32 protein-coding genes are annotated in these 26995 nt (G+C 39.0%); 17 read left to right on the plus strand and 15 right to left on the minus strand.

Annotated features, from left to right (window positions below):
- Positions 1-181: 181 nt before the first annotated feature.
- The 3 genes from C9E88_RS08820 to ftsY all read right to left on the minus strand — a co-directional run bounded on the left by C9E88_RS08820 (position 182) and on the right by ftsY (position 3000).
- Positions 182-775: a nitroreductase family protein gene (locus C9E88_RS08820; protein ID WP_106986690.1), complete on the minus strand. Its 594-nt coding sequence runs from the start codon at positions 773-775 to the stop codon at positions 182-184.
- A 213-nt stretch (positions 776-988) separates the two neighbouring features.
- Positions 989-1675 carry a nitroreductase family protein gene (locus C9E88_RS08825; RefSeq protein WP_106986689.1) on the minus strand — a complete coding sequence of 229 codons (687 nt, stop codon included), beginning with the start codon at positions 1673-1675 and terminating at the stop codon, positions 989-991.
- Between the two features lie 218 nt (positions 1676-1893).
- Complete coding sequence (gene ftsY, locus C9E88_RS08830; protein WP_106986688.1) at positions 1894-3000, minus strand: signal recognition particle-docking protein FtsY; 1107 nt, start codon at positions 2998-3000, stop codon at positions 1894-1896.
- A 260-nt stretch (positions 3001-3260) separates the two neighbouring features.
- On the opposite strand from ftsY, the gene C9E88_RS08835 reads away from it, so the two are divergent.
- Both C9E88_RS08835 and C9E88_RS08840 read left to right on the plus strand, forming a co-directional pair.
- Entirely contained in the window at positions 3261-4568 is a 1308-nt protein-coding gene (locus C9E88_RS08835) for a M16 family metallopeptidase (protein ID WP_106986692.1), read from the plus strand.
- 11 nt (positions 4569-4579) lie between these two features.
- A complete protein-coding gene (locus tag C9E88_RS08840; protein WP_106986687.1) occupies positions 4580-6103 on the plus strand; it encodes a M16 family metallopeptidase in 1524 nt (507 codons plus the stop codon).
- Here the strand turns inward: C9E88_RS08840 and C9E88_RS08845 are convergent.
- Together C9E88_RS08845 and C9E88_RS08850 are read right to left on the minus strand one after the other, a co-directional pair.
- On the minus strand, positions 6100-6432 hold the full coding sequence (locus tag C9E88_RS08845) for a hypothetical protein (protein WP_106986686.1): 333 nt from the start codon (positions 6430-6432) through the stop codon (positions 6100-6102). The genes C9E88_RS08840 and C9E88_RS08845 overlap by 4 nt on opposite strands.
- A gap of 121 nt (positions 6433-6553) precedes the next feature.
- Positions 6554-6910: a hypothetical protein gene (locus C9E88_RS08850; protein WP_106986685.1), complete on the minus strand. Its 357-nt coding sequence runs from the start codon at positions 6908-6910 to the stop codon at positions 6554-6556.
- A 233-nt stretch (positions 6911-7143) separates the two neighbouring features.
- Here C9E88_RS08850 and C9E88_RS08855 point away from each other — a divergent pair, with 233 nt between their 5' ends.
- The 4 genes from C9E88_RS08855 to C9E88_RS08870 all read left to right on the plus strand — a co-directional run bounded on the left by C9E88_RS08855 (position 7144) and on the right by C9E88_RS08870 (position 8912).
- Positions 7144-7377, plus strand: a complete 234-nt coding sequence (locus C9E88_RS08855) for a hypothetical protein (RefSeq protein WP_106986684.1) — start codon at positions 7144-7146, stop codon at positions 7375-7377.
- A 147-nt stretch (positions 7378-7524) separates the two neighbouring features.
- On the plus strand, positions 7525-7887 hold the full coding sequence (locus C9E88_RS08860; RefSeq protein ID WP_106986683.1) for a DUF2750 domain-containing protein: 363 nt from the start codon (positions 7525-7527) through the stop codon (positions 7885-7887).
- A gap of 108 nt (positions 7888-7995) precedes the next feature.
- Positions 7996-8430 (plus strand): CBS domain-containing protein, encoded by a 435-nt coding sequence (locus tag C9E88_RS08865; RefSeq protein ID WP_106986682.1) that lies wholly within the window; start codon positions 7996-7998, stop codon positions 8428-8430.
- 122 nt (positions 8431-8552) lie between these two features.
- Positions 8553-8912, plus strand: coding sequence for a hypothetical protein (locus C9E88_RS08870; protein WP_106986681.1), 360 nt, complete (start codon positions 8553-8555; stop codon positions 8910-8912).
- Here the strand turns inward: C9E88_RS08870 and trpB are convergent.
- The 10 genes from trpB to C9E88_RS08920 all read right to left on the minus strand — a co-directional run bounded on the left by trpB (position 8909) and on the right by C9E88_RS08920 (position 18206).
- A complete protein-coding gene (gene trpB / locus C9E88_RS08875) occupies positions 8909-10117 on the minus strand; it encodes a tryptophan synthase subunit beta (protein WP_106986680.1) in 1209 nt (402 codons plus the stop codon). The genes C9E88_RS08870 and trpB overlap by 4 nt on opposite strands.
- Positions 10118-10261: 144 nt before the next feature.
- The gene (locus C9E88_RS08880; protein WP_106986679.1) at positions 10262-11449 is read right to left on the minus strand and encodes a vWA domain-containing protein; all 1188 of its coding nucleotides are present in this window, start codon (positions 11447-11449) and stop codon (positions 10262-10264) included.
- Positions 11450-11711: 262 nt separating this feature from the next.
- Complete coding sequence (locus tag C9E88_RS08885; RefSeq protein ID WP_106986678.1) at positions 11712-12563, minus strand: AAA family ATPase; 852 nt, start codon at positions 12561-12563, stop codon at positions 11712-11714.
- Between the two features lie 23 nt (positions 12564-12586).
- Positions 12587-12970, minus strand: coding sequence for a hypothetical protein (locus tag C9E88_RS08890; protein WP_106986677.1), 384 nt, complete (start codon positions 12968-12970; stop codon positions 12587-12589).
- A gap of 21 nt (positions 12971-12991) precedes the next feature.
- On the minus strand, positions 12992-13297 hold the full coding sequence (locus C9E88_RS08895) for a YcgL domain-containing protein (protein ID WP_106986676.1): 306 nt from the start codon (positions 13295-13297) through the stop codon (positions 12992-12994).
- Positions 13298-13532: 235 nt separating this feature from the next.
- A protein-coding gene (locus C9E88_RS08900; RefSeq protein WP_223155595.1) for an IS3-like element ISAba14 family transposase occupies positions 13533-14665 on the minus strand; the annotation gives its coding sequence in 2 pieces (ribosomal slippage) (positions 13533-14413 and positions 14413-14665; 1134 coding nt in all).
- A gap of 72 nt (positions 14666-14737) precedes the next feature.
- The gene (locus C9E88_RS08905) at positions 14738-15853 is read right to left on the minus strand and encodes a ribonuclease D (protein WP_137287926.1); all 1116 of its coding nucleotides are present in this window, start codon (positions 15851-15853) and stop codon (positions 14738-14740) included.
- Between the two features lie 192 nt (positions 15854-16045).
- Positions 16046-16642: a recombination mediator RecR gene (gene recR / locus C9E88_RS08910; RefSeq protein WP_106985025.1), complete on the minus strand. Its 597-nt coding sequence runs from the start codon at positions 16640-16642 to the stop codon at positions 16046-16048.
- A 13-nt stretch (positions 16643-16655) separates the two neighbouring features.
- On the minus strand, positions 16656-16985 hold the full coding sequence (locus C9E88_RS08915) for a YbaB/EbfC family nucleoid-associated protein (protein WP_106985024.1): 330 nt from the start codon (positions 16983-16985) through the stop codon (positions 16656-16658).
- Positions 16986-17018: 33 nt separating this feature from the next.
- Complete coding sequence (locus C9E88_RS08920; protein WP_106985033.1) at positions 17019-18206, minus strand: O-succinylhomoserine sulfhydrylase; 1188 nt, start codon at positions 18204-18206, stop codon at positions 17019-17021.
- Between the two features lie 141 nt (positions 18207-18347).
- Between C9E88_RS08920 and C9E88_RS08925 the strand changes: the two genes are divergently transcribed.
- The 11 genes from C9E88_RS08925 (at position 18348) to C9E88_RS08975 (ending at position 26992) form a co-directional block, all read left to right on the plus strand.
- On the plus strand, positions 18348-19445 hold the full coding sequence (locus C9E88_RS08925; protein WP_106985023.1) for an alpha/beta fold hydrolase: 1098 nt from the start codon (positions 18348-18350) through the stop codon (positions 19443-19445).
- Between the two features lie 14 nt (positions 19446-19459).
- Positions 19460-20332, plus strand: a complete 873-nt coding sequence (locus C9E88_RS08930; protein ID WP_106985022.1) for an NAD(P)-dependent oxidoreductase — start codon at positions 19460-19462, stop codon at positions 20330-20332.
- Positions 20333-20417: 85 nt separating this feature from the next.
- Complete coding sequence (locus tag C9E88_RS08935; RefSeq protein ID WP_106985021.1) at positions 20418-20687, plus strand: YARHG domain-containing protein; 270 nt, start codon at positions 20418-20420, stop codon at positions 20685-20687.
- 33 nt (positions 20688-20720) lie between these two features.
- Positions 20721-21134, plus strand: coding sequence for an HIT family protein (locus tag C9E88_RS08940; protein ID WP_106985020.1), 414 nt, complete (start codon positions 20721-20723; stop codon positions 21132-21134).
- A gap of 324 nt (positions 21135-21458) precedes the next feature.
- Complete coding sequence (locus tag C9E88_RS08945; RefSeq protein WP_106985019.1) at positions 21459-22538, plus strand: porin; 1080 nt, start codon at positions 21459-21461, stop codon at positions 22536-22538.
- 409 nt (positions 22539-22947) lie between these two features.
- Positions 22948-23139 (plus strand): cytochrome oxidase putative small subunit CydP, encoded by a 192-nt coding sequence (gene cydP, locus C9E88_RS08950; RefSeq protein WP_106985018.1) that lies wholly within the window; start codon positions 22948-22950, stop codon positions 23137-23139.
- Positions 23139-24725 (plus strand): cytochrome ubiquinol oxidase subunit I, encoded by a 1587-nt coding sequence (locus C9E88_RS08955; RefSeq protein WP_106985017.1) that lies wholly within the window; start codon positions 23139-23141, stop codon positions 24723-24725. Before cydP ends, C9E88_RS08955 begins: the two co-directional genes overlap by 1 nt.
- Complete coding sequence (gene cydB / locus C9E88_RS08960; RefSeq protein ID WP_106985016.1) at positions 24722-25867, plus strand: cytochrome d ubiquinol oxidase subunit II; 1146 nt, start codon at positions 24722-24724, stop codon at positions 25865-25867. The genes C9E88_RS08955 and cydB overlap by 4 nt, the downstream gene beginning before the upstream one ends.
- Positions 25868-25890: 23 nt before the next feature.
- Complete coding sequence (cydX, locus tag C9E88_RS08965; RefSeq protein WP_004653762.1) at positions 25891-25992, plus strand: cytochrome bd-I oxidase subunit CydX; 102 nt, start codon at positions 25891-25893, stop codon at positions 25990-25992.
- Positions 25993-25995: 3 nt separating this feature from the next.
- Complete coding sequence (locus tag C9E88_RS08970; RefSeq protein WP_106985015.1) at positions 25996-26298, plus strand: cyd operon YbgE family protein; 303 nt, start codon at positions 25996-25998, stop codon at positions 26296-26298.
- Positions 26299-26503: 205 nt separating this feature from the next.
- A complete protein-coding gene (locus tag C9E88_RS08975) occupies positions 26504-26992 on the plus strand; it encodes a hypothetical protein (RefSeq protein WP_106985014.1) in 489 nt (162 codons plus the stop codon).
- Positions 26993-26995 lie beyond the last annotated feature (3 nt).

Here is a 26995-nt window from a genome sequence, read left to right on the forward strand (position 1 = left end):
TCTTGCTGTTCTATTCAATTTTAGATGCACTATGCAATGTATAAATGACAACTTTATGACAATGATTTTCTACGCATAAAAAAGAGTGCATAAGCACTCCTTTTTATGATGTTAAGCATTCAAAGCAAATGTATTGATTTAACTTTCTACTTTGAACTTTTATTCATCTGATTTGTGAATATTAATTAAATGTCTTAAAGCGTTCAGAATCATCAATAAATGTTTTGTCACCAGCAGGTGCTTCAATTGAACCAAATACCAATTGTGCTCGTAGCTTCCACGATTCAGGAATATTGAATTTAGCAGCAACCTCTGCATCTACAATTGGATTGTAATGTTGTAAAGATGCACCAATGTTTTGTTCTGCTAATGCTGTCCATACAGCAAACTGTGCAATTGCTGTTGAATGCTCTGACCATACTGGGAAGTTATCGGCATATAAAGCAAATTGCTCTTGTAGTGCTTTTACCGTCGCTTGGTCTTCATAAAATAATGCCGTACCAAACCCAGCAGCAAAACTACTAATTTTTGCATCAGTTCCTGCAAATGCTTCAGCTGGAACGATTTGACGTAAAGTCTCGCGTACAATATTCCAAAATTGCGTATGTGATTCACCAAATAAGGTCACAACGCGAGAAGTTTGTGAGTTAAAAGATGAAGGACTATGGCGTACTGCTTCTTGAATTGTCTCTTCAATAGCCTTTTGATCAACCGACAGGTTTTTACCAATCGCATAAATAGTACGGCGTTGTTTAATTTTATCTAGAAAAGACATTTTGAACCCTCTTGTTTTTGTATCGCAAATATTAGATATGCTCATCATAGAGGATTTATATGAATTCGAAATGACCAAATTTATGACATTACGTATCATTTTTAGAACACCCAAGTTACTTTAGTAAAAGTAAGCACGGTTAAAGCTTTATTTTTATTTAATAATTATTTTTAACAGATAAAGCGGTATAGACATACCGCTCGAACAAAAAACTCATGCATAGATACGGAAACTTTCGTGATCTTCTCGATCTTCTTTTTCTGGAATTGAGCCCTCAATAGAACCGAAAACCAGTTGCGCCCGCATGAGCCAATCTGAATGAATATCAAAATGCTGATTAACAGCTTGATCAATCATTGGATTATAGTGCTGTAAAGATGCACCTATACCTAAATCAGCCAATGCAGTCCAAACTGCGAACTGAGCCATACCCGATGTTTGCTCTGACCAAACCGGAAAATCGCTGGCACTAAATGGAACTTTTTTCTGTAATTGCTGAATTACTGCTTGATCTTCATAAAACAAAACCGTACCAAAAGCATTAGCACACTTTGCAATTTTCATTTCAACACCCTCAAATACGCTGATGGGCACATTACGGCGCTCAACTTCTCGTACGATGCCCCAAAACTGCTGATGTGACTCACCAAAAAGCACAACGATACGCGTACTTTGCGAATTATAGGCCGATGGGCAACTGCGTACAGATTCTTGAATAAGTTCTGCAATGTATGCTTGACTAAAGTGAACTCGTTTACCTAGATCATAAATACTACGACGTTTTTTTAGCTGATCTACAAATGTCTGCTCTTCTGACACTTCTACATCTTTTTTCTTAAGCTTAAAATCTTTTGTGATATCTGCTGTTAGTACATGACTAATCTTGCTCAACAGTGCCATAGTGAATCCCCCAAAAATAAAATCACAACAACAATGTATTGATCAGCTTAGTGTAATAAATTTTGACCTTTAGAACTGAGTTGCTTTTTACTAATCCGTTTGTTTTTCCATCGCTTAGCACCCTTAAAAAAAACAAACTCCGCACTAGGCGGAGTTTGTGTGAAATATCACACATTTTGAATTTTATGGTTTTCAAGCCTGTTTCAAATGTTTGATGCTTATTTATCAGTTTCAAAAAGTGCAGCTACAAATGATTTTGCCGAGAATGGACGTAAATCGTCAATTTTTTCACCAACACCAATAAAACGAATAGGCACATGTGTACGGCTTGCAATATTAAACAATACGCCACCTTTTGCAGTACCATCAAGTTTGGTAATGGTTAAACCTGTAAGACCTACAGCTTCATCAAACATTTCAACTTGATTAATGGCATTTTGACCTGTACCCGCATCAACCACCAACATCACCTCGTGTGGTGCTGTTGCATCAATTTTTTGCATTACACGCTTAACTTTAGTCAATTCTTGCATGAGGTTGCTTTTGTTATGTAAACGTCCCGCAGTATCTGCAATTAAGACATCTACACCTTTAGCACGAGCACTTTCAAAAGCATCATAAATCACCGATGCACTATCTGCACCATGGCCTTGCGCAACGACTGCAATATTATTGCGCTCACCCCAAATTTGAAGCTGTTCAGTTGCCGCTGCACGGAAGGTATCACCCGCCGCCAACATGACTTTTTTACCTTCGCCCTGTAAGCGTTTTGCTAACTTACCAATTGTGGTGGTTTTACCTACACCATTGACACCCACAACCAAGATTACATACGGATTTTTATTTGGATCTATATGTAATGGTTTTACACGTGGTGCAAGTAATGCAACTAGCTCTTCCTGAAGTGCTTTATACAATGAATGAGAATAAATCAAATCACCGCGTGCTGTACGTTCAGTCAGGTTTGCAATAATCGTTTTTGTTGCGTCTACACCAATATCTGCAACGAGAAGTTGTTCTTCAACCTCTTCCAATAATTCGTCGTCAATTTCTTTACCACCGATCAGAATGTTAACCATTCCATCTGCAAGGTTTTTACGGGTTTTGGTTAAACCCTCTTTCATACGACTGAAGAATCCACCTTGTGGGGCTTCTTTTTCTACTTCTGCTACTTCTGGTGCTACAGGCTCAGAAACAGGAGCTGGCGCTTTCGGAGTTTCTACAATTGGCACATTAACGGATGCTAAGCTCGGTAATGTGACATCATCATCCCCAAAATCAGCATCAATCAAAAATTTATTTTGCCCATTAGATTGCTGTTGCATGCCGAATCCTTGAAAAGCACTGCGTTAAAAACAACGATTCTAACATAAGTTCCCAGTTTTTTAGCCATTCGTCTGCTTGCATTCCACTGCATGCTAAAAAACAACAGGGCTATCCTTGTGTTTCTTCTTAGGTTTATTAAAAATAGTGCTCTACCACACATGCTTATTTGGAATCGCTTGTGCGCACTCTTTATTTTCAATCTTTTTTAAATCGCGCTTCGCGAGCTCTTCTTTTGACCAGTTTATTGGGCACGGGTTTGATGTGCTCAATAACACATGCTGATTCTCGTAGTCAGCTCAGCCGCACAACTTTTGAAACAACGCTCAAAAATGGCTTGAAAGTGATTATTCGTGAAGACCATCGCTCTCCTATGGTCATGACGCATATCTGGTACAAAGTCGGCAGTACAGATGAATCAGGTAATCTTTTAGGAATTTCCCACGTACTTGAGCACATGATGTTCAAAGGTACAAATAAAGTACCCAATGATGAATTTACCCGCTTAAGCCGTTTATACGGCGGTAGTATTAATGCTGCGACATTTACCAATTACACCAATTACTACCAACTTTACCCTAAAACCTATTTTCCAATGGCTTTAGAGCTTGAAGCTGATCGCATGAGTAACTTAAAACTTAAGCAATCTGACTTTGAACCTGAAATTAAGGTCGTAATGGAAGAACGTCGCCAGCGTACAGATGATAATCCGCGTTCATGGGCTTTTGAACGTTTTAAATGGTTGGCTTATCCGACCAGTCACTATCGCCAACCTGTGATTGGCTATATGAAAAACCTGCAAAACATCCAACTGGATGATTTAAAGCAATGGTACAAGACTTGGTATGCGCCTAATAATGCAATTTTAGTTATTGTTGGGGATGTCAATGCAGAACAGGCATTACTACAAGTCCAAAAATACTTTGGTGATATTCCTGCACAAAAGCAACCACCCCGAAATGATGTCTTAGAATTTGAACGTCCAGGTTATCGACATTTAGAATTAAGCAATAATGTGCAAATTCCTAATTTATATATGGCATGGAATGTACACTCTTTAAGCTCAGCTAAAAATCCACAAGATGCTTATGTGCTCAACATCATCCGCAATTTACTTGATAGCGGTATTTCATCTCGCCTACAAGAACGCCTCATCCGTGATAAGAAAGTTTTAACTACTTTAAGTGTTTCTTATGACCCCTATAACCGCGGTGATAGCTTATTTAGTATTTCTGCTATGCCTGCCTCAGGGGTATCGCTAGAAAATGCACAAAAAGCCATACAAGCTGAAATAGATTCACTCAAAAATGAATTAATTGATGCCACTGAAATGGATCGTATACGTACCAAATTTATTGCCAATATGATTTACAACCAAGACGATATTGTCGGTCAAGCCAAAATGATTGGTAATCTTGAAGTCAATGATTTGAGCTTTCGCTTGATGGATGAGCTACCTCGCTACTACGAAAATGTCAGCCCACAAGATGTGCAAAAGGTTGCCAACACATATTTCGTTCGTGACAACTTAACCACCATGTACCTCACTCCAGAACAACCTTCTAAATAATGGATGCCAATATGTTCAATAAAACATCTTGCTTGTTATTGGCTCTCGTGTTTAGCGCAGGACTCAATCATGCTGTATACGCTTCTTCAGAAGAAGATTTTCTAAATAACGAAGAGAATCTTGACCTCTCACCAAATCAGTTACAGTCTATTCCACTTTTACAAAGCTTAAAAAACTTAAATACCGCAACTGAATATCAAGCACCTTATGTACATGAGCTCAAAAATCGTTATGGGGTACGCAGTTTATTCGTAGAGTCTCAAGACCTACCAATGGTGGACATACAACTTACCTTTAATGCGGGCGCTGCACGCGATACGGAAATTGCCAATGGGCTTGGCGGCTTAGCCAGTATGACCGCAAGACTCATGAGTGAAGGCACTGAGAAATATAATGCGACTCAAATTGCCAGTGTATTTGAACAAACAGGTGCCAGATTCAGCATTCAAGCATATAGAGATATGTTCGTGGTGCACCTACGTGTACTTTCAGACTCTAAAAAACGCGAACCTGCACTCAACATGTTGCTTGAAATCTTAAATAATGCGACCTTTAAAAATAACAGTCTCAGCTTAGCTGTAAGTAATAATCAAGCTGGCCAGCAACAACTTAAAGAAAATCCAAGTCGCTTAATGGGCATTCAGTTTTATCGAAGTGTTTATGGAACTCACCCCTATGCTGAGCCCATTACAGGCACCAACGGTAGTATTAAACGTATTAATCCAGAACGCTTAAAACAGTTCCGCGATAAATTCTTAGTCGCACAGAATATGAATATTGCGATTACAGGAAAACTGGACACGAAAGAAGCACAGAAACTTGCAGAGTATATTTCTAGCCACGTACCACAAGGTACAAAAGCGGGTGAATTAGCACAGCCACTAATCACCGATAAGTTTGTGATTAAGCATATACCATTCCAGTCAACTCAAGCCCACATCACTTTCGGTCATATTGGTACCACACGAAACGATCCAGATCGATTGGCCCTAGAAGTTGCCAATCGAATGTTTGGTGGCGGAGGCTTTAACTCAATTTTAATGCAAGAACTTCGTGTGAAACGAGGCTATACATACGGTGCCTATAGTAGTTTTAGTTTCAGTCAAGCACCCGGTGTATTTAGCTTCAGTTACTCTACACGCCAAGATCAACTCATGGACAGCATAAAAGTTGCCCATAAAGCCTTTGCAGAATTTATTCGACAGCCTATCGACCGTAAGCAATTAGAAGATACCAAAGCGGGTATGTTACGTGCTTATCCCAACAACTACAGCAGTAATGCTTCCATTAATGCCCAGCTTGGCTTGTTGGGATTTTATGGACAACCAGCAGACTATCTCAGTCAATATCCGAAATTACTGGCCAGTTTAACTGTCAAAGACATTGAAAACGCACTACGTAAACACTTACACGCAGACAATATGACAATTGTTATTGTTTCTCCAACGCTTGATCAAGATGAGTTACAAGGCATATTAGACGAAAACCTTACATCGACAGCGAGTGACAATACTCGCATCAAACCAAAATCCTAAAGACTTTCCTCTAAAGCATCAGGGAGTTGGTGCGCACGCACTGACTCCTGTTGATAGGCATGCATTAAGCGAAGGTACTGACGCATACTAATTTGGCGCTGTTGCTTAAGATTTTCAGCCATTTCCTGAGTGAGCGGATAACTATGTTGCTCTGATAACAACACCACATTATGAAATTTTTGAACTGAGATGGGACGAGTTAAGGCAAAACTAGATACACACAAAATGAGCGCAACAATCGTAGCAATCGAATAATTATAAATTTGCTCTAACTTTATTTTCGATAGATTGGTTTTAAATTGAAGAATTTTTTCTAAATCAATAGTCATACACTACCTCGAGTTAAAAGTAGTGTATGGAGGAGTTAGATGAAGTTCAAGTCACACTGCTGTTTTCTTGTACAAGCTGTAGACTTTGACACCAACAAGACTAAATTTAGCCACTATTTTGTTAAACAACGGCGCGAATAACCGCGAAATATAAAATTGCAGCAATGATCACCAAGACCACAACCATCGCAAATATACTCAACCCGCCTTCTGCTTCGGCAGGATGAAGATCATCGTCATCTGCAATGCTTAATAACTCACCATTGTAAACTTGATAAAAAGCCTCTCGTTGAGGTACATCAAGTTCACGTGTAAAGTCATATACACGCTTACGCTGTGCTAACCCAAATTCTCCCAAATGAATTTCATTATGAAAAATTGCTTCATCCAATTTTGTACGATGCAAGTGAGCGAGTGCGATCACTTGCTCCGCTGACGGAGGCATATCAAAACTTAAACCGTCTAAAGTACGACTCATGTGCTGTTCTCCTTGTTATTTAATTATTTTCACTAATTATATTAATAAATAATCAAACTGATCATTGTTTAATCATGTAAACTCAAACTCAGCAAGATAGGTTTTTATTTTTATTTGACAATTACCATATTTTGTAATATTAGTTTAACAATACTTAGTTATATTGAGTATGCATCAAGTAGGATCAATCGACCTATATAAGATGTGATCATAATTACAATAAGGAGTTTTATATGATTCAACAAATCTCTCAACATGAACTAGAACATGTTTATGCAAATGCGGTAAATACAATTCAATCACAAATGAATTTCATTGACGCGGTAACAGAACTAGAGCAAGCAGCACGCGCAGGCCACGGTAAAGCAGCGATGTTTTTAGCAGAACTTTATTATCAAGGTTTTCGTGTAGAACGTGATTCCTACAAAGCCCAATATTGGGAAAAGATGGCCACCATGCAGGCTTAATAAAACGTCACCTAGGTGGCGTTTTTTTTATCTTGAAATTTCATAAATACACATTTACTTACGCTTTTTTGGCTAAGCTTAAACACTAGTTTCATCTCTGACCATTAAAATAATCCGATGTTCCAACTACAGTTAGACAGATTTCAGATGCACACCTTTCACCCAATTTCTAAAGAGCTATTTTTTAAAATTACGATTTTAAAAACCATGATGTATTGTGGCGTGCTTTGGGGACTTTATCGAGACGGATGGGCAATGAGCAATGATGGAGAAGATTATATCTTCCCATTTTGGCTTAACGGCTTACAAGCACATCGCTATGCTAAAAAACATTGGCCACATTACACACCTAAAAGAATAACCCCTCAAGATTTTGAAGTGGCTTTACTCCCTACACTCACGCGTATACATGCCACACCAGCACTGTATACAGCAAATAAAAAATTTAAGCTGACCACAGCACAAATGCGACATTTTTTCTTTACGCCACGCCAATTTGTGATAGCTTAAAGATAGAGATATCACACAATAATTTTATGCATATCTTGGTATTGGATTTTTATGCAATCCACGATACTTTAAAACTAATAATAACGTTAAATATGGAACACAAAGATCATGACGAATGTAGCTCAAGTACTTCAAGAGAAAGCTTTTCAAACTGTTTACACCATACATCCAGATGCAACTGTACTTGATGCCATTAGTTTAATGGCCGAAAAAGGCATTGGTGCCATTGTAGTAACTGAAACAAATGGCCAAGTTGCAGGCATTCTCTCTGAACGTGATTACACACGCAAAATTGCCCTTATGCACCGTAAATCTTTTGATACCACCGTCAGTGAAATTATGACTGCAAAAGTACTTACCGTAACTCGAAATGCAACTGTAGAAGACTGCCTAGAACTGATGACAGATAAACATCTGCGTCACTTACCAGTGGTTGAAAATGATCAACTCCTTGGCCTAATTTCTATTGGAGATTTAGTGAAAGCTGCCATGGATGATCAACACAAATTGATCGAACAACTTCAGCAATATATTTCAGGTTAAAAAGTCTATTCGCCTAAAATCTCTGACTTTTCAGAGATTTTATTTAAATGAACCGTTTTTGTAATGACAAATAAATTACACTCAATAGACATTAAAAGAACATAACTAGAAATATACCTATTATGAATACACTCAACACCACCCAACTTAAAGTCACTCAGCTCAATCGTTTAATTGCTGAGCTCGAACAACTTATGGTTGACATGAAGAATGATGATTTACTGCATACTTATAGGCGCACAATTAATCTAGAAATTGCCAGTGCGATTGCCGAACTCTTAGATACAAAAGCCGTTATTTTTGCGCTATATCCAAATTTGATCCCACAAGAAGCTCCTTCTACTTTTAACCATGATTTTTATAAAAAATATGTGCAAAAAAATATCCCAGTCAAAAACTGGGATAATTTAAATACACTATTAAAACTTTACACACCCACCAAAGAAGATGCTCAGCTAAGTCTATTTAGGAATATAGATTAATTTAAGCCTAATTTTGCTGCAACATAATCAGCATCTTTATCACCACGACCTGAAACGTTTACAACGATTTTGACGTCTTTAGCTAGTTTTGGTGCTTCACGTAAAGCCCAAGCTACTGCGTGTGAACTTTCCAATGCTGGAACAATACCTTCAACACGTGATAGTGTCATAAATGCATCTAAACATTCTTGATCTGTTGCAGTCGTATATTCAACACGGCCTAAATCTTTTAATAAGCTATGCTGAGGCCCTACACCCGGATAATCCAAACCAGATGCAATCGAATGCACAGGTAAAGGCTCACCCTTTTCATCTTCTAGTACATAGCATGCCATACCGTGAATTTGACTTGGCTTACCCAAGGTTAAAGTTGCTGAGTGCATGTCTGTATCTAGACCATGGCCTGCGGGCTCCACACCCACCAATTTTACATTTGGCTCATTTAAGAATGCCGTAAATGCACCCACTGCATTTGAACCACCACCCACACATGCAACCACATAGTCAGGGTTTGCACCAAAACGTTCGTTGGTTTGAACTTTAATTTCTTCACCAATAATCGACTGAAAATCACGTACCATCATTGGAAATGGATGCGGACCAACCACAGAACCAATTGCATAAATGAAGTTTTTCGGATCTTTTAGATATTCTTCAAAAGCACTGTCCACTGCATCTTTAAGTGTTGCTGTACCACGTGTGACTGAAATTAGGTTTGCACCTAAAATTTTCATTTTCACCACGTTTGGATGTTCTTTTTCAATATCTACTTGTCCCATGTGAATTTCGCAAGGAATACCCACAAGAGCACATGCAGTTGCAAGTGCTACACCATGCTGGCCAGCGCCTGTTTCTGCAATCACTTTAGTTTTACCCATATATTTAGCAAGCAGTGCTTCGCCTAAACAATGGTTAATTTTGTGTGCACCTGTATGGTTGAGGTCTTCACGCTTCAAATAAATTTGTGCACCACCTAACTTCTCAGACAAGCGTTTTGCATGAAATAACGGACTCGGACGACCTACATAGTGAGCGAATAGCTCTTTTAATTCATCTTGAAATTCCGCAGTTTGGCGGATCTCCTGATAAGCAACATTAATATCATCCATCGCTTGCTTTAAATCAGGTGGAATAAACTGACCACCATAATTACCAAAGAAGCCCTCTTCATTTGGTAAGGCAATGCCATTAATTAGATGATTCATAAAAAACCCCTGAGCATAAAGAGCGAAAAAATACTGACCTGATACTAACGAATTTCGACCAAACACAACAAGTCAAAATCTATATATTATTCAAAGTAGTTCACAAAACTTGCAACTTCTTACAAGCAAATGACCAACTTATACCTAGCGTGCTAAATACTTAGTCATATCCTCAACACCCTTTAAGGTCATTGGATACATGTGATCCTCAAAGATTTGTTTGATTTGACCAATGGTTTGTGTGTAATGCCAATAATTATCTTCTTCTGGATTTAGCCAAGCCGTTTTATCAAAATGCTTACGCAGGCGGTGCAACCATACATTACCAGCTTCATCATTCATATATTCGACTGAACCACCAGCAGAGTTCAACTCATACGGCGCCATGCTGGCATCACCAACCACAATCACACGATAGTCACGCCCATAGGTATTAAACAAATCCCATGTATTCATACGCGTATTTGAACGACGGATATTGTCTTTCCAAACATAGTCATACAAACAGTTATGGAAATAAAAATATTCAAGGGTTTTAAATTCGGTTTTGGCTGCTGAAAAGAGTTTTTCACATTGGGCAATGTGAGCATCCATCGAGCCACCCACATCAAACAGCATCAGCACTTTAATACGGTTACGGCGCTCAGGCACCAATTGCACATCTAAAATGCCCTGTTTGGCAGTTTCACGAATCGTGCCATCAATATCGAGCTCTTCGGCAGCGCCTTGACGGGCAAATTTACGTAACCGGCGCAGCGCCATTTGCATCTGACGGCTACCTAAAATTTGGTCATCATCCAAATTACGGTATTGGCGTTGCTCCCACACTTTAACCGCGGAACGTTTTCGCCCAGGACCACCAATGCGTACACCTTCAGGATGATCACCAAAAGCACCAAAAGGTGATGTGCCTCCCGTACCAATCATCTTATTACCACCCTGATGCTTTTTATGTTGTTCACGCAAGCGTTCTTCCAACATTTTCATCAGTTCTTCGAGCGAACCTGCTTTTTTGAGTTCTTCACGTTGTTCTGGTGTGAGGTGCTTTTCAAGCAACTCCAAATCAAACCATTCTTTGGGTAATTTGTGCACCTGATTGAGCAATTCATCTAAATCAAAGGTCGATATACCATCAAAATAGTCTTTCATTGCACGGTCAAATTTATCAAAGAAGCGTTCGTCTTTCACCATGACAGTTTTTGCAAGCTGATAGAACTCATCTTGGTCTGCAAATACCAAACCTGCTGCCACAGCTTCATTTAGATCAATCAGCTCACGTGTAGAAACAGGAACGCCGTATTTTCGAAGGGTATAAAACAATCGCACAAACATAGGCGAATAAAATCCATTAAATTTATAGTGAGTCTAAACAGATCATACAATCACACCCAAGCTCTTTGGGTCAATTTTGTGAAGTACATATCTTTTGAACGGTAGCCTTTTCTTCAATATTATTCAAAATCACTTTTATAAGTAAAGTGGCAAGCTGTAACTCACCATTCAGCATATTTTAAACAATACAACAGGCTTCTCATCAGTCATCTATTAAAAAACAAAAGCTGGACATTCCAGCTTTTGTTTTTTATTTCATCGCTTAACGACGTGACATAAATGCCAAACGTTCTAGCAACTGTACATCTTGCTCATTTTTAATCAGCGCACCATAAAGTGGTGGTATTGATTTTGATTTATCTGTATTGCGCAAAATATCTTCAGGCATATCATCTGCCATCAACAAGCTCAACCAATCAATCAATTCAGAGGTTGAAGGTGGTTTCTTTAGGCCCGGAATTTGACGTAATTTAAAGAATACCTGTAAAGCTTCATTGACCAATGTTGCAGAAATATTTTCGAAGTGTACATCGATAATTTCACGCATCGTGGTTTCATCTGGGAATTCAATATAATGAAAGAAACAACGACGCAAGAATGCATCTGGTAGTTCTTTTTCATTATTTGAAGTAATGATTACGATCGGACGTTGGGTCGCTGTAATGGTTTCACCCGTTTCATAGACATAAAACGACATTTTATCGAGTTCATGTAATAAGTCATTCGGAAACTCGATGTCTGCTTTATCAATTTCATCAATCAATAAAACACAGCGCTCTTCACTGGTAAATGCTTCCCACAATTTACCTGGCTTAATATAGTTTTTAATATCGTACACACGGTCATCGCCCAACTGACTATCACGTAAACGTGAAACAGCATCATACTCATACAAGCCTTGCTGTGCCTTTGTGGTTGATTTGATATGCCATGTGATCAGCTTAAGACCTAAACTTTCAGCAACCTGTTCTGCGAGTAGCGTTTTACCTGTGCCAGGCTCGCCTTTTACAAGCAATGGTTTTTGAAGAGAACGCGCAGCTTTCACTGCAAGTTTTAAGCTATCCGTAGCGATATATTGAGCCGTGCCATTAAATTGCTGATTTTCAACAGACATGTCATAACCTTTATTTTTTTACTTTAAAGCGGTGAAGTTTTATTGTGAACAACATTTGAGGCTTTGTTGGCGGTATATTTTGACCATAAGTAGCCAAGTACCATACAAATACCCAATACAAAGAGAATAAGCGATAAATTTGCCCACACTAAAGCTTGGTCTTTGGTTAACACACCAAAAAGCAAACCAAAAATTGCTGGCGCAATCGAGGCATTGTTTCCTTCAGATACCGTTGGCGTCAATAGAATGGCAAACATGATAATCCATGTCATGCCACCCAAGAGCTTCGGCAAGCGTTTCGCCACGCCATACCAGCACAGTAGCGCAATAAAGCTACCGAGCAAATATACCGTGACAGCTATGCTATCTTCAGGAATTGAGTCTAATACAGCCCATAAACTATCCATTTCACAACTCCTGAATTTTAATTAAGCACCGCGCAGGCCTTCTGGCGCAACTGCATTAGGGTCAATTAAGCCTTCTGGAGGCATTTGTAGGAAAAACCCTTTCGTAACAATTGAATCCATCACATGAAGCACATTTACACGTGCCAATTTACGTGATTCACTCAACTCCAAATCCATAACAAAAGTTGCACGGCCAAATGCGGTACGCACTGCTTCAGGCAAAACTTCGAGCGGATTTGCTGGCTCTTGGTTTTCTTTGATTTCCTGACGAGCAATGTAAATATACATTTCGTCTTTTTTGCTCGATTTGTAAATTGAACAGAACATAATTTGAAACAACACTCCTAAAATGCAAGGCAAAGGATACATCAAAAAAAAGACTGATACATTAATGTTTATTAACGCATCAGTCGTGAATTTGTACAATTGCCAAATCTTTAATCAATTCGGCGCAATTAATCACTCACTTTCATTTGTGTCGACAAATAAGTTTCATCTGCAAGAGGTGGTCCCACTTGTTTGAACAACTAAAAGCGTATTTATAAGTGATATTCCGCTCTAGTTAAGCCACCTTGTTTTGTTGGGGTAGCTGATCATAGTAAAACTCATTTGGTGTCATTTTGTCTAGACTCGAATGAGGTCGTTTCAAATTATAAAACTCAAAATATGCACTTAATTGCTTTTTCGCATCTGTGACACTGCTATAAGCTTTGAGATACACCTCTTCATATTTAACGCTCCGCCATAATCGTTCAACCATCACATTATCTACCCATCGACCTTTACCATCCATACTGATTTGAATGCCATTTGATTTCAATACATCAATAAATGCATCACTGGTAAACTGGCTGCCTTGGTCTGTATTAAATATTTCAGGTCGACCATATTTTTCAATCGCTTCATTTAAAGCCGAAATACAAAAATCCACCTCCATACTAATCGATACTCTATGCGCAAGTACCTTGCGGCTATGCCAATCAATCACAGCACATAAATAAACAAAGCCTTTTGCCATAGGGATATACGTTATATCCGTAGACCACACTTGATTACTGCGCTGAATAGCCAATCCTTTGAGCAGATATGGATATTTACGGTGAGCTTGATTAGCCTGGCTTAAATTTGGTTTGCAATATAACGCCTGAATACCCATTTTCTTCATTAAAGTACGTGTATGACGTCGTCCTATATGATGTCCTTGACGATTCAACAAATCACGCATCATACGACTGCCTGCAAAAGGATATTGCATATGTAATTCATCAATACATCGCATCAGCTTCAGATCTGATGCACTCACAGGTTTTGGGCGATAGTAATAACAACCACGGGAGACTTTCAGCAGCTTAGCTTGCTTAGATACTGAAATCTGAAGTGAGTCGTCGATTAACTTTTGTGGTTGAAGCGGCCCAGTTTCTTCAACACACCTTCTAAAAAATCAATTTCTAATGCCTGCTCACCGATTTTTGCATGTAGTTTTTTTAGATCGATGGGTGGTTCTGTTGGAGCTTTTGATTGATCGAAAGCTTGCGAGGAAGCTGAGATCAATTGATTTTTCCAGTCAATAATTTGGTTTTGATGAACATCAAACTCAGCACTCAATTCAGCAAGTGTTTTTTCTGCTTTAATCGCAGCAAGTGCTACCTTAGCTTTAAAATCATTTGAATGATTTCTTCTTGGTCTACGTGCCATAAAATACTCCATATATTGATGTTTATAACATCATTTGAGGAGCAGAATATCACTTATAGGAGTTGTTCAAATTTACGGATCCATCTCTGCACGCAATACTTCAATCAAAGGTTTGGTGAGTATGTCATAGCGCCAGCCTAATAAATAATTAGGTAAATCTTGCTCATCATTACGAAATACCACGTGTTGATATAAAGCATTCAGCCATTTTTTACGCATCAATACTTCTTTCGGCACTGTGGTTTCATCCACGACTTTTTGAATTGTCAATTCTACACGCTGACTAATGTCTTGTGATGAATGACGAATTGGACGTGCCATACGCAATGGCCATTCCGCTTGCTCTGGCAAATACTTGAGCAAGTCTAAAATTGTTTTCCCATGCTCGCGTATAATGTTTGGACGGATTCCCTTAATACTGCTTAGCTGGAAATGATTGCGCGGATTTTTCTCCACCAAATCTTGCATAGTGGCTGATTTTAAAATGAAACTACGTGGCTGATTTAAGGCCTTCACCATTTGCTCACGCCAAACAGCCAGTTGCTGTAGCTGCATCAGTTGTTTACGACTATTACGGAAGTTACCAACATCTGAGTACAACTGGTGTACAGGGGTTTCTACGCCAATTTCATAGGTCAAATTACGACAATCTTCAAGTACACAGTCCAATAATTGCTTTTGCTCTAATTCATTTTTTACTTTTTCAGAAAGCAACATGATGTATTCGACATCATTGGCTGCATATTTTAATTGATCCAAGCTTAATGGACGAGCAAGCCAATCTGAACGGGTTTGATCCTTTTCAATATCAACATCTAACATGAGTTTTAATGCATTTTGATAACTAACTTGTAAGCCATGACCTAAAAATGACATACCAACTTGAGTATCAAACACATTGTCTAAAGATTTATGTGAGGCATAGTGATAAATAAGATCAATATCTTCACTACACGCATGAAAAACGTTTTGCTCTGCACCAAACAACTTTATCCAAAATTCACTCAAATCCAGTGCAGCACCATCTAATAAGAACACTTCACCATTGACATTGATTTGAAATACACCAAGTTTCGGCCACAGCGTATCTACCTTAATAAATTCAGTATCTAATCCATAAATGGGATACGAATCCATTAAGTTAATCACTTTTTGTAAATCTTGCTGTTGTTGAATAAATTGATACATAAGACTGCGGAATCTATAGCAAAAACTGTTTTCGCCTATTTTAACCGATATATAAAATATTTATATAACTAATTTTTGTATATTGGTTATATTTTTTTAAATATATTGGTAGTTTATTGCTTTTTCAGATAAATTATTATCGTTTTTTTGTATTATTAAGATAGATTAAAATAAGTGTAGCATCTACTCCACTTATTTCATTCTCATTCGGTTGTGTACTGCCTGACTGAGTGTATGACTGTCTACATACTCCAGCTCACCACCTTGTGGTACACCTTGTGCTATACGCGTCATATTGACTGGCAAATGTTTAGCAGCTTCAACTAAATAATGTGCTGTTGCTTGCCCTTCAACCGTCGCATTGGTTGCCAAAATAACCTCCGTCACCAGACCATCCGATAGACGTTGAATTAAGTAAGGTATACCAATTTCTTCAGGGCCGATACCATCTAATGGCGACAAATGACCACCGAGCACATGATATTTACCTTTAAAACTACCACTTTGCTCAATTGCCATCACGTCAGCAGGAGACTCAACCACACAAAGCAGTTGCTCATCACGGTCGTTTGATAAACAAATATCACAAACTTCATTTTCTGTCAGTGAATGACACACTGCACACTCATGAATATAACTGGTTGCCTCATTTAACGCATGCGCCAAACCTAAAGCACCTTCTTTATTTTTCATGATTAAATGCAAAGCCATGCGTTGAGCCGATTTCGGCCCAACACTTGGTAAAATGCGTAATGCTTGAACGAGTTGATCAAAACGTCCACTAAACATGCAAGACGCTTCCTTAGAACAATCCAGACAAACCAGGTGGTAAACCCATACCTGAATTTGCAGATTTCATTTTTTCTTCAGTGATGACTTCAGCTTGACGCGCAGCATCATTCATTGCCGCTGCAATAAGGTCTTCAATCATATCTGCATCATCTTGAAGTAATTCAGGATTAATTTCGATACGTTTAACAACATTACGGCAAGTCATAGTCACTTTAACTAGACCACCACCAGCTTCTGCATGAACTTCCGTTTGTGCAAGCTCTTCTTTAGCCTTCTTAACGTTGCTTTCCATATCTTTTTGCATACGCTGAGCTTGCTGCATCAACATGTTAATGTTCATAAAATACTCCGAACAATAAACTTTTTAATTGGCTTAAATTAAATCTAAACCACGAGAAATATCGCGAATGATATCATTAATATCTTCCAAACCAACAGAAACTCGAATTAAACCTTCACTAATTCCTGCTGCTTGTTTAGCTTCTGCCGACATTCTACCGTGAGAAGTAGTTGCTGGATGTGTAATTGTCGTTTTTACATCACCCAAGTTACTGGTAATTGATAAGAAACGCGTATTATCAATGACAGTCCAAGCGCCTTCACGCTCACCTTTAGCAACAAACGATACTACACCACCAAAACCTGATTGTTGTTTCTTCGCAAGTTCATGGCCTTCATGATTTGGCAAACCTGCATAATAAACTTTTTCAACTTTTGGATGAGCATCTAACCATTCAGCTAAAATTTGCGCGCTTGCACAGTGTGCTTTCATACGTAAACTTAAAGTTTCTAACCCTTTTAAGAACACCCATGCATTAAATGGACTCATAGAATTACCCAATGTACGAATCACACCGGTAATTTCTTCCATCAGTTTAGCACTACCGACCACCGCACCACCTAAAGCACGACCTTGACCATCGATATATTTAGTCGATGAATAAATAACAAGGTCTGCACCAAACTTAAGTGGTTGCTGTAATACTGGCGTACAGAACGTATTATCTACTGCAAATAAAGCGCCTTGTGCATGTGCAATATCCGCAATTGCCTGCAGATCACCCACTTGAGCCAATGGGTTAGATGGAGTTTCAATGAAAAGTAAACGCGTATTTGGACGAATGGCTTGTTTCCATGCATCTATATCTTCTAAATCAACAAAAGTGACATCTACACCAAACTTGATTACATATTTTTCAAACAATGAAATAATCGAACCAAACACAGCACGTGAACATACAACATGGTCACCCGCCTTCAAGTAAGCTAATGTCACCGCATGCACACCCGCCATACCAGAACTCGTTGCTACAGCAGCTTCAGCACCATCTAAAACAGCTAGACGCTTTTCAAATGTTTGAACTGTTGGGTTGGTATAACGTGAATAGGTATTGCCTTCAATTTGCCCTGAAAATTTTGCAGCAGCGTCGGCTGCACTTTCACACACAAAAGACGAAGTTAAGAAGATCGGCTCACTATGCTCTCCCTCAGAAGTACGATTGTGACCTGTACGAATAGCCAAGGTATCTAGTTGATATTCGATGTCGTCTTGTTGGTTCATTAGCATTACTCAGTCCAATGACTGCCTTTTGTTAATTATTGCCAATATTTTGAGCGCCTAAGCTATTTAAGGTCAAGGTATAATAAGCAAATATCGCTTAGACTTCGATCAAACCTACAAGGATATAGGCCAACAATCACCATGAACTCATTGAAAAAAAGCCTTTTAACACAGCAAAAAAAACTAAAGCACCTCTCTACACGTTTTTTTAATGCAAAATCATTGGTGTTATCACAAACCAATCCTTACGAGGTCATTGAAGAATATAAATTTTGTCAGGTTCGTCATTACGCATCACCCAACCGTAAATACCAAGAACCCTTAGTCTTTGTCGCACCCTTAGCCATCAATATGGCAATCTACGACCTTTACCCTTATCGTTCACTAGTCAAACACTTTCAACACAGTGGTTTTGAAGTTTATTTAATTGAATGGAATAAGCTCAGTTATCAAGATCGTTTCCTCGATTTTTTATCATTTATTGATGATGCCATCCCTCACTGTGTCGACAAAATCTGTACACATGCCAACAGCCCACAAATTTCTTTGCATGGTTGGAGTATGGCTGGTATTTTTGTCACGCTATACACTGCCTTAAGCACATCCAACCGTGTCAAAAACCTCATGGTGATGGGTAGCCCTATTGATAGCTATGCCTCTGGCCGCGTTGGTCGACTCTTTCAAAATATCAATCAATTGATTTCACGTAGTCAATCACTCAAAAATACGATTTACAGCGGTAAAATTCCTAAAAGAATGATTCATACACCTGGTTTGCTAAATGCAGTCGGCTTTAAAATATTAGATCCTAAGGGCTGGTATTACAGTCAAAAACAATTTTTGTTTAATCTAGCAGACCCTCAAGCACTGTATGAACATGCCACTATGGGCAACTTTCTCAACCACATGATTGATTATCCTGGCGGTATTAATCAGGACATGGTTTTGCATCTATGGCTACAAAACCCCCTAAAAGGCGGTGTTATTCAGTTGAAAGATAAGATTATAAAATTAAAAGATATTCACGCTCCCCTGTTTATTGGCGCGGGTTCTAGCGATCAGATTGTTACCGCAGCAGCAGCTCAGCCCTTAGGTGAATTGACAAGTAGCCAAGATGTCACGTTTACTCTTATCCCCGGTGGGCACTTAGGCCTCATGTCGAGCCAAAAAAGCGCAAATGAATTTTGGCCTAAATTAACCACATGGCTTGAACAAAGATCGACAGTTATTAAAAATTAAATTAGGGTTTTATTATGATTCAATCAGTTGCATTCATTGGTTTAGGCGCAATGGGCTACCGCATGGCAGCACACTTACCCAAGCACTTTGATACCGTTTATGTATGGAATCGTAATTTTGACAAAGCCAAACAACATGCAAATGAGTTTGGCACCCTTGCTGTAGATCTACAACAAGCAGTACAAGCTGACATTATTTTTTCCTGCTTACCGACCAGTGCAGATATTGAAGCTTTAATTGCTGGCATTAATATCCGAGCAGGCAGTATTTGGGTGGATTGCACCAGTGGCGTACCGAGTTCAGCTAAGCACTTAGCGCCACTATTTCAACAGCAAAATGCATTTTACTTAGATGCTCCAGTATCTGGGCAAACAATAGGCGCAGAAAATGCAAGCCTCACCTTTATGATTGGGGGTGATCAACACGCATTTAAGCAAGCCTTGCCTGCTATCCAAGTGCTCGGCAAGCTTATTCAACATGTGGGTGAATCAGGTGCAGGTTTTGCTGTAAAAGCAGTCAACAATATGCTCATGGCTGTCAATTTGTGTGCCGCTTCTGAAGGCCTGACTGTGCTTAAAGCACATGGCGTAGATTTACACGCCGCTTTAGATTGTATTAATGCATCAAGCGGTAAAAGTAATGCGACAGAAACCATTTTACCGCAACGGGTACTCAACCGTAGTTTCCCATTAACCTTTGCCTTGCCATTATTAGCAAAAGATACAGGAATTGCTGTAGATTTAGTTCGCACAGCCAAACTTTCTGCACCTGTCATTTCCCTTGCGCAAAACTTAGTTCAAGTTGCCAGCGACACTGCTGAAGAAAATAGTGACTTTTCAACTGTCGCAAAAATGTACGAATCATGGAGTAATATTACAATTGAGTAAGATCTCGCCATTGAAAATACATAATTAAATCGAATACTGTGATGGTGTGATCACACACATTGTTACAAACACAGAGGAAACTCGTATGAACAATTTCAAAGTTGCGGCATTGGTTGGCTTTGTTTCGCTATTAGGGGCATCTACAGTAGCTATGGCGTCTGAGCAAGAATGTCAAAAACTCAAGAATGATCATGATGTCATCTATGCATCAAAAGGCTTTTGTTTTAAAGACCCTGATGCTAAAGCAAAGTATGGTAATGACAATTGCTATACAACCAAACCAAAATTTTCAGAAAAAGAGCAACAACGTCTTGACGCGATCAAAGATCGTCAGAAAGAATTGAACTGTAAATAATTACAGTTGAAAAACAGCTTAAGGAAATCTGTCATGGCTTATGATGACCAAAACATTTTTGCAAGAATTTTACGCGGTGAATTACCTGCGATTAAAGTTTATGAAGATGAACGTGTTCTTGCATTTATGGATATTATGCCTCAAGCAGAGGGCCATACTTTGGTTATCCCAAAGTCACCTGCTGTCACCCTACTTGACCTTGCTCCAGAAGAAGCAGCCTACACAATTCAAATTGTACAGAAGGTTGCCAAAGCGATTGAAACAGCTCTTCAAGTTGAAGGCATCGTTTTAATGCAACTTTCTGGCGTAGCTGCTGGTCAAACAGTGCCACATGTGCACTTCCACCTTATTCCAAGCTCTGTACATGAGCTAGGGAAACATGCAGCACAAATGGGTGATCAGGACAAAATTAGAGCCTTGGCTGAAAAAATTAAAGCAGCACTTTGAAATATGAATGTCATATTTTAAATATCTTAAAATGGAGCTTCGGCTCCATTTTTTATATATGGCGCTTTTCAATATGCAAAATAAAAAAGCCAGCAACAATCCCATTAACTATATTTAATAAAATAAATACAAATACTTAAACTATAAAAAACACAATTTTTCTCAAGGGATACACCAATCATATTTCATATCTTTGCAATATTTCCTTAATAGAACTGTCTTATTTGTAATCAATACTTAGCGCCATTAGATAGCGAAATTATTTTTAGCCAAGCTACTGATAAAACGTATTGATATGACTAGAAAAGTCTTCTGGAGCTTCAAATGAAAAAAACACTATGTGCATTAGCAATCGGGGCAACTGTTGTAACACCTATGATGGCGTCTGCAGCAGATGTAAAAATCTATGGCCGTGCACACGTTTCTTTAGACTACCTTGATGATGGTAAAGATTATAACGAAGTAGGCTTGTCTTCTAATGCATCTCGCTTAGGTTTTAAAGTTGATCAAAAAATTAATGACGACTTAAATGTTTTTGCTCAAATTGAGCAAGAAGTTAACTTTGCAAGTGGCTCTAAAGATGCGAATGGCGTGAATTTCTCAACTCGTGACACATTCGTTGGTGTAAAAAGCGCGAATTATGGTCAAGTTCGTGTTGGCCGTTTTGATAGCCCATTTAAAGTTGCACGTAGCCCAATCAACTTCTTTGGCGATATGGTGGGTGATGTACGTAACGTCACACGTGTTGGCAACTTAAAGTTTGATGAGCGCAACGAAAACACCATCGAATATAAATCACCAAAATTTGGTGGCGGTTTTAATGTGCTGGGTGCTGTATCAATGAATGCAGGCACAGAGTCAACCAAAGATGCAAATGGCGAAGGCAAAAAGAAAGACCAAGCTTATGATCTTGCTTTGACATATAAAGAAGGCCCGATTGATTTTGCAGCTGCATACGAAAAATATGAAAAAAATGCGGCAAACGTAAGCGATGGCGCAAGCCGTGATGCTTTCCGCCTTGCGGGTGCATACAAGCTTACTGAAGAGTTTAACTTAGGTGCAATGTATCAATTGTCTCAACATGACAATGACAAAGTAAATCCAGATGTACAAGTGTTTGGTTTAGCGGGTGAATATAAACTTACACCTAAAACCTCTGTACGCGGTGAATACTTCTACCGTGATGTCGATGCAAATGATGCGAATGCAAGCTTAGTTGCAGTCGGTGTTGAGCATAAACTTGACAGTACACTTCGCGTATATGGCAACCTCGCAACAGTCATTAACGACAAGAACTCTAAACTCAACCCTTGGAAAGAAGGTCGCAGTTTTGGTAATGGTATTAGCGGTGTAGCAGACGAAAACTCAACCGCCCTATCTTTAGGTCTACGTTACGACTTCTAACATCCCCCTCGCAAAAAAAAGAACATGCTTGCATGTTCTTTTTTTTCATCATTTTTTTGAGCTTTCCCACTCAGCATAAGCATGCTGTAGACTTTGCATTTTAAATATAAGTATTTTAGTTGGTTTTATTTGTATTAATTATCATTTGCAATATTTAACAAATACAAGTGTTTTAGTCGGGTTTAAAATATAATTATAAGAAAAAAAGTCGGAATTATTTTATTTAAATACAAGTAAATAGATCAACTTTAAAATAACATAAAATTAGTATATTTTTAAAAAAAATATCAATAACTATTTGTTTTATAATTATTTTTTTAATATATTATTATTTTAACTGTTCCACCTATTTATTTTATATTTTTTTTGTTTAATAATGTAAATATAGTTTTTAAAAACAGGCTTAACCATGAGCTTAGTTCCAAAAAATATCAACCGAAACGTAAGTCGCGAAATTGCCATTATATTAATAATTAAAGTGGTGATTTTATTGACTATTAAACATATCTGGTTTGACGCACCAACGATTCCTAAAAATTTTGACAATCAAGTTGCCGAGCATATCGCTGGCAGTTCTTCCCAAATCAAGGAGACACGTTGATGATTTCTGAAAGCGTGGTCGATCTTTCGCGGTTCCAATTTGCGATGACCGCGATGTATCACTTTATTTTTGTTCCACTCACTTTAGGTATGGCTTTCCTTCTTGCCATTATGGAATCCACGTATGTGATTTCTGGTAAAGAAATTTATAAAGACATGACTAAATTCTGGGGCAAATTATTCGGTATTAACTTCGCGCTAGGGGTTACTACTGGTTTAACCATGGAATTTCAGTTTGGTACAAACTGGGCATATTACTCACACTACGTGGGCGATATCTTTGGTGCTCCACTCGCAATCGAAGGCTTAATGGCGTTCTTCCTTGAATCGACATTTATTGGTTTATTCTTCTTTGGTTGGGATCGCCTCTCAAAAGTACAGCACTTAGCTGTTACATGGTTAGTTGCACTTGGATCTAATATGTCTGCACTGTGGATTTTAGTGGCCAACGGCTGGATGCAAAACCCAGTCGGTTCAGCATTTAACTATGAAACCATGCGTATGGAAATGGTCGATTTCGGCGCACTCATCTTCAACCCTGTTGCACAGGTGAAATTCGTACATACTGTATCTGCAGGCTATGTTACTGGTGCAATTTTCGTATTGGCTATTTCTAGCTACTACATGTTGAAAAAACGTGACTTGCCATTTGCGCGCCGTTCTTTTGCCATTGCTGCCATCTTTGGTTTAGCTTCTACACTTTCAGTGATTTTACTGGGTGATGAATCTGGTTACGAAATTGGCGATGTGCAAAAAACTAAATTGGCTGCAATTGAAGCCGAGTGGGATACTCACCCAGCGCCAGCACCGTTTACTTTATTTGGTATTCCAAACAAAGAAACCATGACTACGGACTATGCTATTAAAATTCCGTATGTAATGGGGATTATCGCAACACGCTCAACCACCAAAGAAGTGACAGGCATTAAAGATTTAGTCATCCAACACGAAGAACGTATTCGTAATGGTATGGTGGCTTATTCACAACTTGAAAAACTACGTGCAGGCGACCAATCTGCAGAATTAAAAGCAGCTTTTGCTGAGTCTCAAAAAGATTTGGGCTATGGCTTACTTTTGAAAAAATACACGCCAAACGTAGTTGATGCATCTGAAGCACAAATTAAAGCTGCTGCTAAAGACACAATTCCACACGTACCAAGCTTATTCTGGGCATTCCGTTTAATGGTTGCATCTGGTTTTCTTATGCTTCTATTGTTTGCTCTTGCTGCCTTTGCTGTTGCAAAACGCAATGCAGAAAATAAACCTTGGTTACTAAAATTTGCCTTGTTTGGCTTACCACTTCCTTGGATTGCTGCGCAAACTGGTTGGTATGTTGCCGAAGTTGGCCGTCAACCTTGGACTATCGGTGAAGTTTTACCAACACACCTTTCAGCTTCTAGCTTAAGTACAGGTGATGTATGGGGATCTATCATCGCACTTGCATCGTTCTATACCGTACTTTTGATTATCGAAATGTATCTCATGATCAAATTCTCACGTCTTGGCCCAAGCTCACTTCATACTGGTAAATACCACTTTGAAAAACTTGAAGCGGCGAATAAAGCAAATGAGGAGTCTAAAGCATGATCGAATATGAACTGCTCAAAATCATTTGGTGGGTACTTGTAGGCGTACTACTCATTGGCTTTGCCCTCACCGATGGCTTCGATATGGGTTCCATGGCACTCATGCCATTTGTAGGTAAAACAGATGACGAACGTCGCGCTGCAATCAATACGATTGCACCGCACTGGGACGGCAACCAAGTTTGGTTTATTACGGCTGGTGGTGCACTATTTGCTGCCTGGCCAATGGTATACGCAACTGCATTCTCAGGCATGTACTGGGCACTGCTCCTCGTTCTCTTTGCACTATTTTTGCGACCTGTCGGCTTCGACTACCGCTCAAAACTTGAGAACACAAAATGGCGTACATCTTGGGACTGGGGCTTATGTATTGGTGGCGCCGTACCTGCTTTAGTATTTGGTGTAGCTTTTGGCAACATGTTCTTAGGTGTGCCGTTTACTTTAGATGAAACTGTACGCTCTACTTACACAGGTAGTTTCTTTGCACTACTCAATCCATTTGCATTGGTTTGTGGTTTAGTCAGCCTTTCTATGCTGGCAGCGCACGGTGGTGCTTGGCTCATGATCCGTACGGATGGTGATTTACGTCAACGCTCTGCTAAAGCAACTCAAATCATGGGTATTGTATATTTAGTGACTTTCTTGGCTGCTGGCGCATGGCTATACTTTGGCGGTATTCAAGGTTATACACTTGCGCAACCATTTGACACTAATGGCGTAGCAAACCCACTAGCAAAAGAAGTGATTACCAATGCTAACCCAGGTTGGATGAACAACTACTCAACTTACCCAATTACCATGATTGCTCCAATTATGGGTCTACTTGGTGGCTTGATTGTTGTATTAGCAGCAGGTAAAAATAAAGCAGGTGTGAGCTTCCTAGGTTCAAGCTTAGCAGTGATTGGTGCAATCTTAACTGCTGGATTTGCATTATTCCCGTTCCTTATGCCTTCAAGCATCAACCCAACAGTAAGTCTTACAATGTGGGATGCCGTATCAAGTAAAAATACTTTAACTGTTATGACTGTTGCTGCCTGCATCTTCGTTCCAATCATCTTGTGTTATACCACTTGGTGTTACTACAAAATGTGGGGCGTGATTACTAAGAAACATATTCAAGAGAATTCACATAGCCTTTACTAAAAGCTATGTATAGGAGAAAAATGATGTGGTACTTTGCTTGGATTCTCGGTGTGTTGATGGCATGTTTTGCAGGTGTACTTAGTGCCCTGTACATTGAACATCATCAAGATTTAGATGAGGAATAACACATGACCGATGTTGCTATAGAAAAACCAGTCGTAGAAAAAAAGCCGAATAAATTTGCAATGCTAATTTCCTGCCTTTTGGCTTTTCCTTTGGCAGCAGTCCTCCTTGTTCATCCAGCAGCTATGCTGGATGACAATGGTGGATATAGTCATCGTGCCCTTATGATGGTGATGATTGGCATTTCAGGTGGTTTTGTTCATGGCGTAGGCTTTGTTCCAAAGCATTGGTTTTGGAAATGGTTATTTAGTCCGTACATTGCTTGGCCACTAATGCTCTGGGGATACTATACCTGGTTCCTTGCCTGATTAAAAAAAGCCCTGATTGAAGGGCTTTTTTTATGTTTGTCTTAAAATTCTGATTTTTAAATTCAGATTAATAAAATAAAGCATTATAAATTTTTATTAAAAATTAAATATTTTCTAACATTTAATTATAAATTTTAGTACCCGCAAAGTTGCATCTCCGCTGCATGGCCTTTAGCATGCTCTGCACCTGAATTGGAGTTATATAATGAAAATTAAAACCTTTTTAGCCGTAGCATGCATTATTGCCAGTACTTGCGCATCTGCTGAAGAAACAAAAAAAGGATGGCTGTCAAAAGCCATTGATAAATGGAATACCTTGGGGCAACTAACAGATAAGGATTTTGAACAGTATCCGACGGTGCAAGAGTTTTTCCAAGCCAAGTATAAAAATCCGCGCACCATCACCATGAATAACGTATCTTACGGTGCAGGCACTATTATGTGGGAACGCGCAAATACCTATTGCGCACGTGATGGCGGTGAATTTGTTCAAATTAAAAGCCATCCATCACCACTAATTCCCTATAAAGGCTCTGAGGTGCTATCTACGCCGAATCTGCAAAAATACTACGGCTTATTCCAGTGTAAAAATATCAAAAATAGCTGGAAAGTTTACTTTGACCATCAGAACGAACGTATTTTCCAGCACCCGTCGCCAAACACTGCTTCTGACGTAAGCTTCAATTTCGAATAATTG

It is taken from the genome of Acinetobacter cumulans (assembly GCF_003024525.3).
Lineage (GTDB): Bacteria > Pseudomonadota > Gammaproteobacteria > Pseudomonadales > Moraxellaceae > Acinetobacter > Acinetobacter cumulans.

Coding starts and splice junctions, on each gene's coding strand:
- C9E88_RS08820 (WP_106986690.1), bottom strand. CDS start 775: ATGTCTTTTCTAGATAAAATTAAACAACGCCGTACTATTTATGCGATT.
- C9E88_RS08825 (WP_106986689.1), bottom strand. CDS start 1,675: ATGGCACTGTTGAGCAAGATTAGTCATGTACTAACAGCAGATATCACA.
- ftsY (WP_106986688.1), bottom strand. CDS start 3,000: ATGCAACAGCAATCTAATGGGCAAAATAAATTTTTGATTGATGCTGAT.
- C9E88_RS08835 (WP_106986692.1), top strand. CDS start 3,261: ATGTGCTCAATAACACATGCTGATTCTCGTAGTCAGCTCAGCCGCACA.
- C9E88_RS08840 (WP_106986687.1), top strand. CDS start 4,580: ATGTTCAATAAAACATCTTGCTTGTTATTGGCTCTCGTGTTTAGCGCA.
- C9E88_RS08845 (WP_106986686.1), bottom strand. CDS start 6,432: ATGACTATTGATTTAGAAAAAATTCTTCAATTTAAAACCAATCTATCG.
- C9E88_RS08850 (WP_106986685.1), bottom strand. CDS start 6,910: ATGAGTCGTACTTTAGACGGTTTAAGTTTTGATATGCCTCCGTCAGCG.
- C9E88_RS08855 (WP_106986684.1), top strand. CDS start 7,144: ATGATTCAACAAATCTCTCAACATGAACTAGAACATGTTTATGCAAAT.
- C9E88_RS08860 (WP_106986683.1), top strand. CDS start 7,525: ATGCACACCTTTCACCCAATTTCTAAAGAGCTATTTTTTAAAATTACG.
- C9E88_RS08865 (WP_106986682.1), top strand. CDS start 7,996: ATGACGAATGTAGCTCAAGTACTTCAAGAGAAAGCTTTTCAAACTGTT.
- C9E88_RS08870 (WP_106986681.1), top strand. CDS start 8,553: ATGAATACACTCAACACCACCCAACTTAAAGTCACTCAGCTCAATCGT.
- trpB (WP_106986680.1), bottom strand. CDS start 10,117: ATGAATCATCTAATTAATGGCATTGCCTTACCAAATGAAGAGGGCTTC.
- C9E88_RS08880 (WP_106986679.1), bottom strand. CDS start 11,449: ATGTTTGTGCGATTGTTTTATACCCTTCGAAAATACGGCGTTCCTGTT.
- C9E88_RS08885 (WP_106986678.1), bottom strand. CDS start 12,563: ATGTCTGTTGAAAATCAGCAATTTAATGGCACGGCTCAATATATCGCT.
- C9E88_RS08890 (WP_106986677.1), bottom strand. CDS start 12,970: ATGGATAGTTTATGGGCTGTATTAGACTCAATTCCTGAAGATAGCATA.
- C9E88_RS08895 (WP_106986676.1), bottom strand. CDS start 13,297: ATGTTCTGTTCAATTTACAAATCGAGCAAAAAAGACGAAATGTATATT.
- C9E88_RS08905 (WP_137287926.1), bottom strand. CDS start 15,853: ATGTATCAATTTATTCAACAACAGCAAGATTTACAAAAAGTGATTAAC.
- recR (WP_106985025.1), bottom strand. CDS start 16,642: ATGTTTAGTGGACGTTTTGATCAACTCGTTCAAGCATTACGCATTTTA.
- C9E88_RS08915 (WP_106985024.1), bottom strand. CDS start 16,985: ATGAACATTAACATGTTGATGCAGCAAGCTCAGCGTATGCAAAAAGAT.
- C9E88_RS08920 (WP_106985033.1), bottom strand. CDS start 18,206: ATGAACCAACAAGACGACATCGAATATCAACTAGATACCTTGGCTATT.
- C9E88_RS08925 (WP_106985023.1), top strand. CDS start 18,348: ATGAACTCATTGAAAAAAAGCCTTTTAACACAGCAAAAAAAACTAAAG.
- C9E88_RS08930 (WP_106985022.1), top strand. CDS start 19,460: ATGATTCAATCAGTTGCATTCATTGGTTTAGGCGCAATGGGCTACCGC.
- C9E88_RS08935 (WP_106985021.1), top strand. CDS start 20,418: ATGAACAATTTCAAAGTTGCGGCATTGGTTGGCTTTGTTTCGCTATTA.
- C9E88_RS08940 (WP_106985020.1), top strand. CDS start 20,721: ATGGCTTATGATGACCAAAACATTTTTGCAAGAATTTTACGCGGTGAA.
- C9E88_RS08945 (WP_106985019.1), top strand. CDS start 21,459: ATGAAAAAAACACTATGTGCATTAGCAATCGGGGCAACTGTTGTAACA.
- cydP (WP_106985018.1), top strand. CDS start 22,948: ATGAGCTTAGTTCCAAAAAATATCAACCGAAACGTAAGTCGCGAAATT.
- C9E88_RS08955 (WP_106985017.1), top strand. CDS start 23,139: ATGATTTCTGAAAGCGTGGTCGATCTTTCGCGGTTCCAATTTGCGATG.
- cydB (WP_106985016.1), top strand. CDS start 24,722: ATGATCGAATATGAACTGCTCAAAATCATTTGGTGGGTACTTGTAGGC.
- cydX (WP_004653762.1), top strand. CDS start 25,891: ATGTGGTACTTTGCTTGGATTCTCGGTGTGTTGATGGCATGTTTTGCA.
- C9E88_RS08970 (WP_106985015.1), top strand. CDS start 25,996: ATGACCGATGTTGCTATAGAAAAACCAGTCGTAGAAAAAAAGCCGAAT.
- C9E88_RS08975 (WP_106985014.1), top strand. CDS start 26,504: ATGAAAATTAAAACCTTTTTAGCCGTAGCATGCATTATTGCCAGTACT.